Origin of the sequence: Prosthecobacter dejongeii, from assembly GCF_014203045.1 — a bacterium.
In the GTDB taxonomy this organism is placed as follows: domain Bacteria; phylum Verrucomicrobiota; class Verrucomicrobiia; order Verrucomicrobiales; family Verrucomicrobiaceae; genus Prosthecobacter; species Prosthecobacter dejongeii.
In genome coordinates this window covers 1-12,952 of the sequence record NZ_JACHIF010000006.1, presented here as the reverse complement: position 1 = coordinate 12,952, position 12,952 = coordinate 1, and the positions used below count along the sequence as shown (strand labels likewise).

The 12,952-nt window shown below is 59.5% G+C and carries 12 protein-coding genes; 7 read left to right on the top strand and 5 right to left on the bottom strand.

The genetic code is table 11. The features are described 5' to 3' along the window. Position 1: 1 nt before the first annotated feature. On the bottom strand, positions 2–1,915 hold the full coding sequence (locus HNQ64_RS14455; protein ID WP_184209807.1) for a sialate O-acetylesterase: 1,914 nt from the start codon (positions 1,913–1,915) through the stop codon (positions 2–4). Between the two features lie 102 nt (positions 1,916–2,017). Between HNQ64_RS14455 and gcvT the strand changes: the two genes are divergently transcribed. Further along, a complete protein-coding gene (gene gcvT / locus HNQ64_RS14450) occupies positions 2,018–3,124 on the top strand; it encodes a glycine cleavage system aminomethyltransferase GcvT (RefSeq protein ID WP_184209805.1) in 1,107 nt (368 codons plus the stop codon). 78 nt (positions 3,125–3,202) lie between these two features. Here the strand turns inward: gcvT and HNQ64_RS14445 are convergent, their stop codons facing one another. The 4 genes from HNQ64_RS14445 to HNQ64_RS14430 form a co-directional block, all read right to left on the bottom strand. Beyond that, the gene (locus HNQ64_RS14445) at positions 3,203–3,364 is read right to left on the bottom strand and encodes a hypothetical protein (RefSeq protein ID WP_184209803.1); all 162 of its coding nucleotides are present in this window, start codon (positions 3,362–3,364) and stop codon (positions 3,203–3,205) included. Positions 3,365–3,438: 74 nt separating this feature from the next. Further along, the gene (locus HNQ64_RS14440; RefSeq protein ID WP_184209801.1) at positions 3,439–4,314 is read right to left on the bottom strand and encodes a helix-turn-helix domain-containing protein; all 876 of its coding nucleotides are present in this window, start codon (positions 4,312–4,314) and stop codon (positions 3,439–3,441) included. A gap of 147 nt (positions 4,315–4,461) precedes the next feature. Then, entirely contained in the window at positions 4,462–4,848 is a 387-nt protein-coding gene (locus HNQ64_RS14435) for a hypothetical protein (RefSeq protein WP_184209799.1), read from the bottom strand. A 7-nt stretch (positions 4,849–4,855) separates the two neighbouring features. Next, a complete protein-coding gene (locus HNQ64_RS14430; protein WP_184209797.1) occupies positions 4,856–5,995 on the bottom strand; it encodes a lactonase family protein in 1,140 nt (379 codons plus the stop codon). 246 nt (positions 5,996–6,241) lie between these two features. On the opposite strand from HNQ64_RS14430, the gene HNQ64_RS14425 reads away from it, so the two are divergent. From HNQ64_RS14425 to HNQ64_RS14400, 6 genes are all read left to right on the top strand, one after another. Next, positions 6,242–7,915: a putative manganese-dependent inorganic diphosphatase gene (locus HNQ64_RS14425; protein WP_184209795.1), complete on the top strand. Its 1,674-nt coding sequence runs from the start codon at positions 6,242–6,244 to the stop codon at positions 7,913–7,915. Positions 7,916–7,993: 78 nt separating this feature from the next. Continuing rightward, the gene (locus HNQ64_RS14420; RefSeq protein ID WP_184209793.1) at positions 7,994–8,857 is read left to right on the top strand and encodes an alpha/beta hydrolase; all 864 of its coding nucleotides are present in this window, start codon (positions 7,994–7,996) and stop codon (positions 8,855–8,857) included. 3 nt (positions 8,858–8,860) lie between these two features. Beyond that, positions 8,861–9,142: a hypothetical protein gene (locus HNQ64_RS14415; RefSeq protein ID WP_184209791.1), complete on the top strand. Its 282-nt coding sequence runs from the start codon at positions 8,861–8,863 to the stop codon at positions 9,140–9,142. Positions 9,143–9,234: 92 nt separating this feature from the next. Continuing rightward, positions 9,235–10,629 carry a DUF1501 domain-containing protein gene (locus HNQ64_RS14410; protein ID WP_184209789.1) on the top strand — a complete coding sequence of 465 codons (1,395 nt, stop codon included), beginning with the start codon at positions 9,235–9,237 and terminating at the stop codon, positions 10,627–10,629. Positions 10,630–10,633: 4 nt separating this feature from the next. Further along, the gene (locus tag HNQ64_RS14405; RefSeq protein WP_184209787.1) at positions 10,634–12,436 is read left to right on the top strand and encodes a DUF1549 and DUF1553 domain-containing protein; all 1,803 of its coding nucleotides are present in this window, start codon (positions 10,634–10,636) and stop codon (positions 12,434–12,436) included. 3 nt (positions 12,437–12,439) lie between these two features. Next, positions 12,440–12,862 (top strand): hypothetical protein, encoded by a 423-nt coding sequence (locus HNQ64_RS14400; RefSeq protein ID WP_184209786.1) that lies wholly within the window; start codon positions 12,440–12,442, stop codon positions 12,860–12,862. The last annotated feature ends 90 nt before the right edge of the window (positions 12,863–12,952 follow it).

The following is a 12,952-nucleotide window of genomic DNA, read 5'->3' as shown; positions in this document are numbered from 1 at the left end:
GTTACTTCTGCAAAAGCTTCATCGCCGACGCATATCGCTGGCCAAAGGTCCGCAGTGAAGGAGTGTCGAAATGAACTTGGTCGCCTTTGTGTTTGAGATCCGTGGATTCGACCACAGCGGTCTTCGGCACACGAGCCGGGATGGAAGCGATCAGTTCATTCACCAGCGGCCAGTAGCTGGGCTGTTTTTCCTTGGACTCCAGCGCCAGGAACTCGCCCAGTTTCCCAGCCACGAATGGCAGCTCGCCAGAACCGAGATCCGCCCGCAGATCCACGATCATTTTAGCCAAACGATCAGCATAACTCTTGGACTTACCTTCATGGCCTGAGTCCGCTTCCCCCTGGTGCCAGAGGATGCCTTTGATGGTGCCGTCTTTCATGGCCAAGCGAGCACGCTCCAGCGCCTGAGCATAAAGGTCACCGCCTTTTTCCCAACGCTCCAGCGGCGTGCCGCCGACGGCGCAGGGGATCAAACCTATGGTGGCCTCAGGATACGCCTCCGCCATCTCACGCGCAAAGCTCATGCCCAATCCTGCGCCGACCGCCGCCGGTTTGTCATGATGCAGGGGCTCGATGCCGTGAGTCCACTTATTGTTAGGCGAGAACTTCAGCACGCGCTGCCGGGAGAGGCGCTTTTCCGTATCCAGCACGCCGCGTCCGGCCATGTTGGACTGACCGATGAGTAGGTAGAGATGCAGCTTTTCCTTGGGCGGTAGTTTGGCAGCCACTTCGGCCTCCGTGCGTTTGTCTGAATGGTTTCCATAACCGAGCGTGCGATTCACCACCAGACGCTGGGCTGAGCCTTGGGAAACAAATTTGCCAGCGCGCAGATCTTCTTCGCTGACGATGGCGACCAGCACCTCCTTTTCACCCGCATTGTAGCGCCCGTGATCATAGGTGATGTAGATGCGGCCATCCGGGGCCTGGATGGCATCGGGGTAAGAGACACTGCTGCGCTCATCCACCAGCAGACGGAGCGGCCAGGTGCGGCCTTCATCGTCTGAAAGCCAGGCCGTGAGGCGGGTGCGGGGATAGGCCCCACTCTTCAGCTTTTTAGCATCGTGGTAGATGAGGAGAAAAGCACCCGAAGCCAGCTTCATCATGCAGGCGCGGGTGGAAGGCCCTTCAAACTGCGGCATGGCGATGGCTTCGGACCAAGTTTTCCCCTCGTCTTTGGACGTGCTTTCATAGAGCCCTTTGGAGGTGCGGATGACCATCCAAATGCTGCCATCTTTTCGCTGGGCCAGGGTGGCCTCGCTGAAATTCCTCAGCGGCTCCGGGATGCTGGTGCCGCCGTGCCATTCCCAGGATTCACCTTCATTCAGGCTCAGTAGAGTGCAGGTCTCTGGCCTGCCCGCCTGGTTTCCCATGAGGAAAAAGGGGGCCAGCCAGCCGCCGCTGGAGCGGATGATGGGCTTGCCAAAAAGGATGCCGTCTTTGGCCACCAGGAAAGGGGCGGACCAGGTGGGCGTGGCCTTGTCCGGATCATCACAGCGGATGGCGCAGGTGCCGCGTAGGGTGGGGCGGGTGGCGGTCTTTTCGGTGAGCTGATTGTAAAATACCCACAGCCGCCCTTTGGGGTCCAGCCAGGGTATGGGGTCGCCGATCTTGGTGCCCTTCGGCCCTTCGATGACGAAGGGTTTCGACCAGTGTTTGCCATCGTCTCCGCTGGTCGCCACCAGCGCGTAATTGCCGATCGCGCCCTCGCCTTCATCACCGCTGTACCAGGTGGACCAAAGGCGGCCCTTGGGGGCTCTCTCGATGCCCGGGATGCCCTGCCACACCCGGGCGGTTTCGCTGTATTCTGACCCCGGGGCCAGGATCACCCGGGCCTGAGGCAGAGGTAGGTCTTCAGCCAAGGCCGTGACCACAGCCGCACCAGCCAGAAGGGACGTAAGAAAGAGACGACAAATCATGCGCCCGTGGAAACGCCAACAGCGCGAGCTTTCGCGCAGCTATCTTCGAGGAATCCCCAGCCGCACTTTGACATCCCCATCACTCCCGCCACTCTACCTTATATGTCCGATGCCCCGCTCCTCCGCACGCCCCTTTATGACAGCCATGTGGCCCTGGGAGGGAAAGTTATTCCTTTCGCCGGCTGGGAGATGCCGGTGCAGTACACGGGCATCGTGCAGGAGCACCACGCGGTGAGGAAAGCCGTCGGCGTCTTTGACATCTCGCACATGGGCCAGTTCATCGTTAGCGGCAGCGGCGCGCTGGCCTTTTTAAACCGGGCCCTGACGAATGATGTGTCCAAGCTGGAGATCGGCCAGGGGCAGTATTCCTTGCTGCTCAATGAACAAGGCGGGGTGATTGATGACCTCATCCTTTACCGCACAGAAGCGTCGGAATTTTTCCTCGTGGTCAATGCCAGCAAGATTGACGAAGACTGGGCGCAATTTCACCGCCTGATCACCGAAACTGAGAACGTATGTTTTCGCAATTACAGCTCCTCCACAGGCGGTCTAGCCATCCAAGGGCCCAAAAGCCGAGCCGTATTTGAAAAGGTCTTCGGCCCTAGCGTTACCTTTCCCGAACATAACACCATCGTCACCTCGGAAGATGAGATCGGCCCTTCCTGGCTCTGCGGCACTGGCTATACCGGGGAGGAAGGTTTTGAATTTTTCATGCCCGCCGCCACCGCACCGGAATGGTTTGACCGCCTGGTCACCGCCGCCCGCGAGGAAGGTGGTCTGCCCTGTGGCCTGGGAGCCCGTGACACGCTGCGGCTGGAAATGGGCTACCCACTGAATGGCAACGACCTCTTTCCCGACAAGACACCGCTCCAGGCGGGACTCGGATTTTTCGTCGCTTCCGACAAAGAAAACTTCGTCGGCAAAGCCGCTCTACTAGCGCAAAAGGAGGCAGGTTTGCCCAGCAAGCTCGTCGCCTTTAAAATGACTGGCACCGCACCGCCACCGCGCCCCCACTATCCGGTGCTTCACGGGGGGCAAGTCGTGGGTGAAGTCGCCAGTGGCACGCAATCCCCGAGCCTGAGCACTGGCATCGGCATGGCGTACCTGCCGCTGGAGGCTACGAAAATCGGCACCGTGATCGAGATCGAGATCCGAGGGAGAAACTTCCCAGCGGAAGTGGTGAAAAAGCCGTTTTGGAAGAAGGCCTAGTTAGGCCGATTCAGCGTGAATGTTTGTTAGGCAGACGCCAAGGAAAGACTGGCTCCCCGTGAGGGGGTCGGTCTGGTTCTAAGAAGCGATGGCTTCCGAGGAGGAAGCGGCAGGCGGTGTCTTTTTGGAGCTGGTGTTGCGGGCTTTCAGGCTGGCGGCGCGGATGCGCTTCAGCCGGCGCAAAAAGGCGGGGCTGAGGCTGTGCAGTTTCAGACGGCTGTCGAGATTCGTGTAGTTCATGGAGGGGGTTTTGTTTTAGACGTCGTCAGTGTTCGTTTGTTCGGTCAAATCTGCTGTCGGCTGCATGTGGAGAATTAACGGGCGTTTGCCGCCGTGGGTCGGCGCACCCATTCGCTGGGGGTCAGGCCCTTTTCAGCACGGAAGGCCTGGCTGAAGTGGCTGAGACTGCGGTAGCCCACTTCCAGGGCCGCCTCGCTGGCATTGGCCTGCCCCTGAGCCAGCATCTCCGCCGCGCGCTCGATGCGCAACCGACGGAGGAAGAGGCTGATGGTGGTGCCTGCCGTCTCTGAAAAGGTACGGGAAAGGTACTGGGGATTGCACCCACAGAGGCGGGCCATCTCTTCCAGCGTGGGTGGATTCTCCAAATCGGCCAGCAAGGCCGTTCGCACTTTGGCCACGCGCTCCAGTGCCAGCCGGCGGGTGCGGGTGCAAAAGAGCTCTTCTCCCCGGGACTCGGTGAGGACTTTGCGGAAGAAGAATTCGCTCATGCGGCTGCCTTCCAGCAAGTGGCGGGCCGCGGCACACAGCGTGGGGGCCATGAGGCTGCGACTCCAGGCGCGGTCCTCGGCCTCCAGCGGACGGGTGATGAGCGGGGTGACGGGGTGGGGCCCCAGCAGCAGGGTGCGGAAGTCTGCCGACATCTCCTGGCGCAGGCTGAGCAGACTGCTATGCACCCACTCCACCGGAAAGTGCAGCGCCAAGGCCTCATGGCCTGGATTGCCCACCAGGCGCAGGCTGCTGGGCAGGGCCACGGAGGTATTCAGCCAAATGAGCGTATTTCCCGCGATCTCCCGGTGGCTGGAAAGTCCCCAGTCCACTCGCACGCTGCCCTGGAGCAGGAGCAGAGCCATCACCGCACCTGGGCGCAGGGCCTGCAGCCAATGGTCGCCGCCATGCTGGGGGCTAGCCCCCAACCAGCGGCTTTCGAAAGTGGGATAAAGCAGTAACACAGCAGCAGGGGGGGGGCACCCGGCGAGGCCACAGCCACGCCTTGCCCTGCTTTTAGCGGCCCCGTCTCAGCTTGGCAATCAATATTTGCGACTGCGTATCATTTGCAGTAACAAAAAGTGTTCACTCAGGGATTTTCCGCAGACGGCTCAGCCCAGTTTGTCTTTCCACTGCTTCGCGAGGATGTCGTAAAAATACTGGCCCGCAGCCACCACATCTCCGGCCAGGTAAACCCAGCCCGGCAGGATGGCGAAAGCGCAAACGAGGCAGACCAGGCCATTTCCCACCCGCCCATGCATCATCATGCGGATGGCCAGCACCGTCATGACGGCCGCCACTCCGGCGACGATGTGCCAATTCCAAGCGGCTACACCTAGGCGGGGCAGGGCGATGATGATCATGGCCACGACCATGAGCGAGGTGGCCCAGCGGTAACTCGTCTGGGCCACGTGCTCGTGATAAGCGGCGATGTTTTTTTCGATTTCCCGCTCGCGGGCGTCAGGTCGGTTATTAGGTGAAAGGAAGGCACCACTCATCGGCGCACTATTCCAGGGCTAGGAAACGAACGCAAACACTGCCTCCGACATTCACTTTTTTGCCGGTGAAAGTCAGCTTACCTGTCTCTGCATCCACCTTAAAAAGGGCGGCGGTATTGCTGTTTTGGTGCGCGACGAGCATCCACTTGCCGGAGGGATCGAGATTGAAGTTACGCGGGATTTGCCCCTCCGCGGCAGCGTTTTGGATGAGCGTGAGCTTGCCCGTTTCAGGATCGCAGGTGAAAACGGCGATGGTATCGTGCGTGCGGTTGGAAACATAGACTACTTTGCCATTCGGGTGGACGACGGTCTCCGCCGTGCTGAAGCCTTCTTTGCCACGATCCGCCTCGGGGAGGGTGGAGACGGTGGAGATCTCCTTGAGCGCGCCTTTTTCCGCATCGTAGTCAAAGGAGGTCACCGTCATGAGCATCTCGTTGTTCACGAAGACATGCCTGCCATTCGGGTGAAAGGCCAGGTGGCGCGGGCCGCTGCCGGGGGGCACCGTGCCGTGGCCGTGGGCGGTCATCTGGCCCGTCACGGGATCGATCTTGTAGATGAGTACCTTGTCCAGGCCCAGGTCACAGGCGAGGGCAAAGCGGTTATCCGGGCTGGGATTGATGCTATGGCCGTGGGGACCGGCCTGGCGCTTGGCATTCACACTGCTGCCTTCATGCTGCACAAACGTGGCCGCCTCTCCCAGGGAGCCATCCTGCCCCAGGGCGTAACTGGCCACACTACCGCCGCCGTAGTTCGCCACCATGGCCATCTTGCCCGTGCGGTCCAGAGAGACATGGCAGGGCCCTGCCCCAACGGAGGAGACTTGATTGATGGGGGTCAGTTTCCCCTCAGGTAAGGCGATGCTAAAAGCGCTGACGCCACCGGCTTTTTTATCTGCTGTGGGCATTTCCCCCACGGCGTAGAGATACTTCTTGCTGGGGTGGATGGCGAGAAAGCTGGGGCTGCCCGTTTCCACGGCCAGTTGGGGATCGCTAATCTCACCGCTGGCGCTGTTGAAATTCGAGACGTAGATACCCTTGCTACCGGACTTCGCATTCGTGTAACAGCCAAAGTAAACGAGGTAGTTATCCCCCGCGATGGCGGTGGTGGTCAGGGCGGCAAAAAGAAAGGAAAGGGAAGCGCGGTTCATAAAGAATCTAAGAGAGCCTGAGGAAAACGCGGCGACAGGTCAAGCCCTCGCAAAAGAATGATCGGGCCACGATATGCCCCCCCGGGAGGTGAAGGCAGGACTCCGCCTCTTTACCCATCCGGCGTCTTTCCAAAGGTCATCACCTGCTCTAAGAAGTTTTAAAGATCGGCTGCAAGTGTTCTTGTGTCCTGGCAGGGATCAAGGAATGGTATCGGTTTAGTCCAGCCCACCTTTTTTGATTCCCCCATGTCCGACCCCATTTATGTCATCGGCCACCGCAATCCGGATACGGACGCGATCTGCGCGGCCATCGGTTACGCCGCTTACTTGCGCTGTGTGCGTGAGGATGAAGTCATCGCGGCCTGTTGTGGGGAGATCAATGCCCGGACAAACTGGGTGCTGAAACTGGCCGGTGCGGCCGCGCCAAAGCTGCTGCTGGATGTGCGCCCGACGGCGGCCATCGTGGGTCGCAAGGAAGTGCTCACCGCCTCCCCCAATGAGACGTTTCTCTCCGTCTATCGCAAGATGCTGGAGCACAATTTCCGCTCCATCCCCGTGGTGAATGGCGAGCAAAAGCTCATCGGCATGCCGACCATCCAGGAGATGGCGCAGCTTTTCCTGCCCAGTGAATCCACCCACAAAGCGGCTAACCGCGAGGTGCGCACCTGTGTGAGAAACATGGTCACCGCCCTCGGGGGGCAGTTGATCGGAGATACCTCGGGCGTGGATGAGGTGGAAGACTTGATCCTCGTCGTCGCGGCCTCCAGCGAAGACACCTCACGCGACCGAGCCAAACAATTCCCGCCCCGCCAGCTCGTGCTCGTCACGGGAGATCGCCCAGAGATTCACAAACTGGCGCTGGAACTGGGCGTTCGTTGCCTCGTCGTCACCGGTGGTTTCATGCCGCAGGATGACCTGCTAAAACAGGCGCAGGAAAAAGGCATCTGTGTGATCGTGGCCCCGCAGGATACAGCCAGTGCCTCGCAGCTCATCCGTTTCTCTCGCCCCATCGGCGAGGCAGCGCATGAGTATCTCTCCTTCACCTCTCGCACCCCTTTGCGGGAAATGATCCACGTGGTGCAAAATTCGCATCAGCCTCTGTTCCCCGTCATTGATGAGGAATCGGGCAAACTGGAAGGTGTGTTTTCCAAGTCCGACCTGGTGGAGGTGCCGCGCACCAAACTGGTGCTGGTGGACCACAATGAATTTAGCCAGGCCGTGGCCGGAGCGGATGAGGCGGAAATCATTGAGGTGATTGATCACCACCGCCTCAGCGGCAATCTGCGCACGAAAGAACCTGTGCGTTTCATCAATGAACCCGTGGGCAGCACCAGCACCATCGTGGGCATCATGTATAAGATGCGCGGGCTGACACCCGATAAGTCCACCTCCATCTGCCTGTGTGCGGGATTGATCTCTGACACGCTGAATCTCACCAGCCCGACCACGACGAACACGGACCGGGAAATCCTGGCCTGGCTGGCCGAGGTGGCGGGCATTGATGCCGCGCAGTTTGTGAAAGACTTCTTTGCCGCAGGTTCCCTGCTCCGCGAGGCCACCCCAGCCCGTGCCATCGAGGGAGATCGCAAGGTCTTCGAGGAAAACGGCTGGCGCATCAGCATCAGCCAGATCGAAGAAATGGGCCTGGACGAATTCTGGAAAAAGCAGGCCGAGTTGCACGCTGCGCTGGTGGCGCTGTGCGCCGCGCATGACCTGCATTTTGCCTGCCTCATGGTCACAGACATCACCGCTCACCACAGCGTGCTGCTGGTCGCCGGGGATAAGCGGGTGGAAGCCGCCATTGATGTAGATTACCACGAACGCAGCCCGCAGATCTATGACATGCCGGGCGTGGTCAGCCGCAAGAAACAGCTCTTCCCTTACCTGAGCAATTTGGTCAGCAAGCTGACGCCGCCCTGATTCCACTCCTTTGGTTAGGCTGAAAAAAATCGGCCTTGCCTGATCAATCCACCTGCTCCTCACCGTTCGCTTCTTCCCATGCGCTTTTCCCTTCTCCTGCCCGCTCTTCTCGCCACGGCCACTGCCTCTTGGGCAGCCGACCAACCTGCCGCCCTGCTCCTCTGGGAAAAAGGTGCCCCCGGCTCCGAAGCCCGCGCTGCAGAGCCTGAGAAGCAGGAAGGCAGCAATGTGATGAACGTGCATGCGCCGACGATCACCCCCTACATCCCGACGAAGGATGCCACGGGAGTGGCTGTCATCATTGCCCCTGGCGGTGGGCACTCGAAGCTGTGCCTGGGCCACGAAGGTTACGCCCTGGCCGAGTGGTTTCGCGACCATGGCATCGCCGCGTTTGTTTTAAAGTACCGCCTCGCCCGGGAAAAAGGCAGCACCTACACCATCCAGGATCACGCCATGGCAGATGCCCGCCGCGCCATCCGCACGGTGCGTAGCCGCGCGCAGGAATGGGGCATCAATCCCGAACGCATCGGCATCATGGGCTTTTCCGCTGGCGGTGAACTGGCTGCCTTTGCCGCCATGAAAAATGACCCTGGTCAGGCCGATGCCGCTGATGTCATCGAGCGCGTCAGCAGCCGCCCCGATTTCCAGGCCCTGATCTATCCCGGCACCTCCGGCCTCTTCTCTGCGGAAAAGGGCATGCCCCCACTCTTCATCGCCTGTGGTTACAGCGACCGCCCCGACATCTCCGAAGGCATGGCCTCTCTGTATCTCAAATACAAGGCCGCCGGTGTGAAAGCGGAACTGCACATTTACAGCGAAGCCGGCCACGGCTTTGGCTACAAGCCCGGAACGAAAACCGCCGCAGGTCGCTGGCCCCAGCGCTTCACGGAATGGCTGCAAGACAGCGGGCTGATGAACCACGAAATCAAACCAACAAAATGATTCATGACTATTGATATCCTGCTTTGCATTATCCTCCCAATTTCGCTTTTGATCGGCTTTCGAACTGGAAAAGAGAGTGCAGCTAAAAACGCTTCAAGCATTGCAATCGGGGTAATAACTTTTTTAGCATTCAGCCTGTTTGCGGGAAAAGATTCAGGAATTGATGGATCGATAGTTTTTGGGGCGGTTTTCGTCGCTCTGATAGTAGGCGGGCTTGGGGTCGTAGTTCGTGAAAAATGGGATGATCGAAAAGGTAAAACTTCATCTGCTAAAGATGACAAATAAGTCTCGCTCTAATCGTGCGAGACCAATTTTCAGAAATTAACAGCCATTCGGTTAGATCAAATGCAGCTCGTTCGTCTTGTTCGCATCCGATCATGACTGCCGACTTTCCACCTGCCTTCTCCCGACGCCGATTTCTCGGCGGAGCAGGCGTGGGGCTGTCCAGTGTGGCCTTTTCGCATTTGTTGGGTTCGGAGTCGTTGTCCGTTCAGCGCTCGCACTTTCCGGCGAAGGCGAAACGGGTGATCTGGCTCTTCATGCATGGCGGGCCTAGCCATGTGGACTTGCTGGACCCAAAGCCAGAACTCATCAAACACGCAGGAAAACCTTTGCCCGAAAGTTTCGGCGCCGTGGAGACAAGGCGCAAGGTCGCGCACAACCCCTTGTTAGGCCCCGTGAAACCCTTCCGCCCCCGAGGGCAGAGCGGGATCGAGATCAGCGACTTCCTCCCCCACATGGCAGAGTTGGCGGATGAGATGTGCGTGATCCGCAGTTGCCATGGCGACAGTGTCAATCACCCGCAGTCGGTCTATCAGATGAACACAGGGTCTATCCTCATGGGCAAACCTAGCCTGGGAAGCTGGGTGGCGTATGGACTGGGATCGGAAAATCAAAACATGCCCTCCTTTGTCGTGATGCCGGACCCTGGCGGCGGTCTCAAAGGTGGCCCTCCGGCCTGGGGCAATGGCTTCCTGCCTGCCACTTATCAAGGCACCACGATGAGACCGGGTGCGAACCCCATCTTGCATTTACAATCAGCCTCCGAGCGCTCGCCAGCGAGGCAACGGGCGACCCTGGATCTGGTGAATCAATTCAACGCGATGCACCAGGCGCAGCGCGGAGCCGACTCACACCTAGAGGCCCGCATTCGCGCTTATGAGCTGGCTTTCCGGATGCAGTCCGCTGCGCCTGACGCGGTGGACATTTCCGAAGAATCCGCAGCGACTCAAACCCTGTACGGACTGGATGACCCGACCACCCGGGAATTCGGCACCCGCTGTCTGCTGGCCCGGCGCATGATCGAGCGGGGCGTGCGTTTTGTGCAGCTCTACTCAGGCGATACGAATGGCTGGGATGCGCATGAGGACGTGCTGAAAAACCATACGGAATACTGCGCGCGCACGGACAAGCCGGTGGCGGGTCTCATCCGGGACCTGAAACAGCGCGGGCTGCTGGAAGATACGCTGGTGATCTGGGGCGGTGAATTTGGCCGCATGCCCATGAGTGAAAAAGGCGTGGGCCGCGATCACAACCCGTGGGGTTACAGCACGGTCTTTTTTGGGGCAGGTGTGAAACACGGTCATGTCCACGGAGCAACCGATGATGTGGGCCTGCGCGCAGTGCAGGACAAAGTGCATGTGCATGACCTGCACGCCACCATCCTGCACCTCCTAGGCATGGATCACGAAAGCCTGACCTACCGCCACAATGGCCGGGATGAACGCCTGACGGATGTAGCGGGCCATGTGGTGAAGGGTATCCTGACCTGAAGCCATGAAGCTGCAGATCCTCACTTTGTCACTGATCCTCGGCGTAATGTCTGCCCATGGGCGCGCGATCCGCGCCTCGACCGATCCAGTGAAGGACGAAGCACCGATCACGGCCAAAGATCAAGAGCACTGGGCTTTTCAGCCATTGCCGAAGAAAGCCGAGGGTTCATTGGACGCCTTCATTGAGGCCCAACTCACCGAGGCGGGGCTCAAACGCTCTCCCCAGGCCCCGGCGGAGACGTTGATCCGGCGAATCACCTTTGACCTCACAGGGCTGCCACCAGTACCGGAGCAAGTTGCAGCGTTTAAGATCGCTTTCCAGAAGGCCCCTCAGCAAGCGCTGGAGGCACTGATGGATGACCTGCTAGCCAGCCCCCAGTATGGCGAACACTGGGCGCAGTGGTGGCTGGACATGGCCCGCTTTGCCGAGACGGACGGGTTTGAGCATGATCGCGAACGCAGCCGGGCCTGGCAGTATCGCGACTGGGTGGTCGAGGCGCTGAACAAGGACCAGCCCTTTGATGACTTCGTGCGGCAGCAGATAGCCGGCGACCTTTTGCCCCAGGGTGAGGCCGTGGCCACGGGATTTCTTTTCTCGGGTCCCGACATGCCCGACCTCAACAATCAGGACGAGCGCCGCCATGTGTTGCTGAATGAAATCACTACCACGGTGGGCTCCGTCTTTCTTGGCCTAACCATTGGTTGCGCACAGTGTCATGACCATGCTTATGATCCCCTGAGCCAAGCGGACTTCTACCGGCTGCGGGCTTTTTTTAGCCGAGCGGTGCTGACGAAAAGTGATCGCCCGTTAGGCCCGTCCGTGCGTGAATACACGGAAAGAGTACCTGCCAGCGTGGTCTATGTGAGGGGAGATTTCCGCCGCCCTGGACCTGCCATTGATCCAGGCTTTCCACGCATCGGCGGTGGCTTAAACCAGCCTGCTCAGGACCGCACGGACCTCGCCCACTGGATCACACGCCCAGACAATGCCCTATTCCTGCGGACCATGGCCAATCGTCTCTGGCAGCAGCACTTTGGCAGACCTCTGGCTCCCACTCCAGGTGATCTCGGCGTGCAGAGTGAGGTCCCCACACATCCGGCTTTGTTAAACTGGCTGGCGGCAGAACTTCCACGGCAAGGCTGGAGCCTGAAAAAGATGCACAAGCTCATCCTCATGTCCGCCACTTACCAGCAGACCACCCAGCCCGCAGCGATGAATGAAGAGGCGGTGAATCTTTATGCGGCCATGCCGAGACGGCGGCTCACGGGTGAGATGCTGCGCGATGCGATGCTGAGGGTCACGGGCCAGCTCAATCTCAAAGCGGGAGGTCCAGGAGTACACCTGCCACTGCCGAAAGAGATCAGCGGGACGCTGCTGAAAAAACAGGCCGCCGTGACGGAAGACCTCACCGAGCAGAAACGCCGCAGCCTCTACATCTTTGCCCGGCGAAATGCCCGCCAGCCCATTTTTGACCTCTTTGATCGGCCAGATGCCCTTGCGAGTTGCTCACGCCGTGAGCAATCCACCACGGCACCGCAGGCTCTGCTGATGATGAATTCTGAGTTTACCCAGTCCATGGCCTTCTCCTTGGCCCAACAAGCGCAGGAACGGCACGGATCAGATACCCCAAGTCTGATCACCTGGATTGCACAGCGCTGTTTTGCACGCCGGGCGACGGCAGCCGAACAAAGCCTGGGGGAGTCCTTCATTCAGGCCCAGATTCCCCGGGCAGGCAGTTTCCAGGAGGCTTTGGCGGATTATTGCCTGGCGGTGTTGAATGCGAATGAGTTCGTCTATATAGACTGACTCATGACACCCCCTACCCCGGAACGTGGCGCCTTGCTGGCCAAAATCGGCGCCTTCCTACAGCCTGCCCAGGTGATCGGCTTCATGCTCAGTTGGTTCAGCATGCGCGAGGCGATGAGCCTGGGGGCCTCTGCGGTGCCGGAGGGAGGCGTGGTCATCAAAGACGTCACGGCAGATGCCAGCCAAGCCTTCGACTACTTCCTCTTTGGCATCGGCATCGCCGTGGTGGGGCTGATCCTGGTCATCATCGCTGCAACTTGGTTCCGCTACCGGGCGAGCTGGTTTTTTTGGTTCATGTGCATCTACGGCGGTGCGATGATCATGTCCTACATGGCCCCCTTTGGCCTCTTTCTGGTGATCTATGCGCTGGTGAAAAAGCGCGAGTTCCCTCTGGACCCACCGCCCACCCCTGGGACGATGGTTTAACCCGGACTATGCAGTAGAGTAGACCAGAGGTGCGGTTAGAGTCTCGATTTTGCTAAAGATGGCGTCCATCCAGGGGCGTTTTTTGCGGGG

What these genes read in the sequence shown, in the direction of transcription:
- HNQ64_RS14455 (WP_184209807.1), bottom strand. Translation starts at nt 1,915, where the DNA reads ATGATTTGTCGTCTCTTTCTTACGTCCCTTCTGGCTGGTGCGGCTGTG.
- gcvT (WP_184209805.1), top strand. Translation starts at nt 2,018, where the DNA reads ATGTCCGATGCCCCGCTCCTCCGCACGCCCCTTTATGACAGCCATGTG.
- HNQ64_RS14445 (WP_184209803.1), bottom strand. Translation starts at nt 3,364, where the DNA reads ATGAACTACACGAATCTCGACAGCCGTCTGAAACTGCACAGCCTCAGC.
- HNQ64_RS14435 (WP_184209799.1), bottom strand. Translation starts at nt 4,848, where the DNA reads ATGAGTGGTGCCTTCCTTTCACCTAATAACCGACCTGACGCCCGCGAG.
- HNQ64_RS14430 (WP_184209797.1), bottom strand. Translation starts at nt 5,995, where the DNA reads ATGAACCGCGCTTCCCTTTCCTTTCTTTTTGCCGCCCTGACCACCACC.
- HNQ64_RS14425 (WP_184209795.1), top strand. Translation starts at nt 6,242, where the DNA reads ATGTCCGACCCCATTTATGTCATCGGCCACCGCAATCCGGATACGGAC.
- HNQ64_RS14420 (WP_184209793.1), top strand. Translation starts at nt 7,994, where the DNA reads ATGCGCTTTTCCCTTCTCCTGCCCGCTCTTCTCGCCACGGCCACTGCC.
- HNQ64_RS14415 (WP_184209791.1), top strand. Translation starts at nt 8,861, where the DNA reads ATGACTATTGATATCCTGCTTTGCATTATCCTCCCAATTTCGCTTTTG.
- HNQ64_RS14410 (WP_184209789.1), top strand. Translation starts at nt 9,235, where the DNA reads ATGACTGCCGACTTTCCACCTGCCTTCTCCCGACGCCGATTTCTCGGC.
- HNQ64_RS14405 (WP_184209787.1), top strand. Translation starts at nt 10,634, where the DNA reads ATGAAGCTGCAGATCCTCACTTTGTCACTGATCCTCGGCGTAATGTCT.
- HNQ64_RS14400 (WP_184209786.1), top strand. Translation starts at nt 12,440, where the DNA reads ATGACACCCCCTACCCCGGAACGTGGCGCCTTGCTGGCCAAAATCGGC.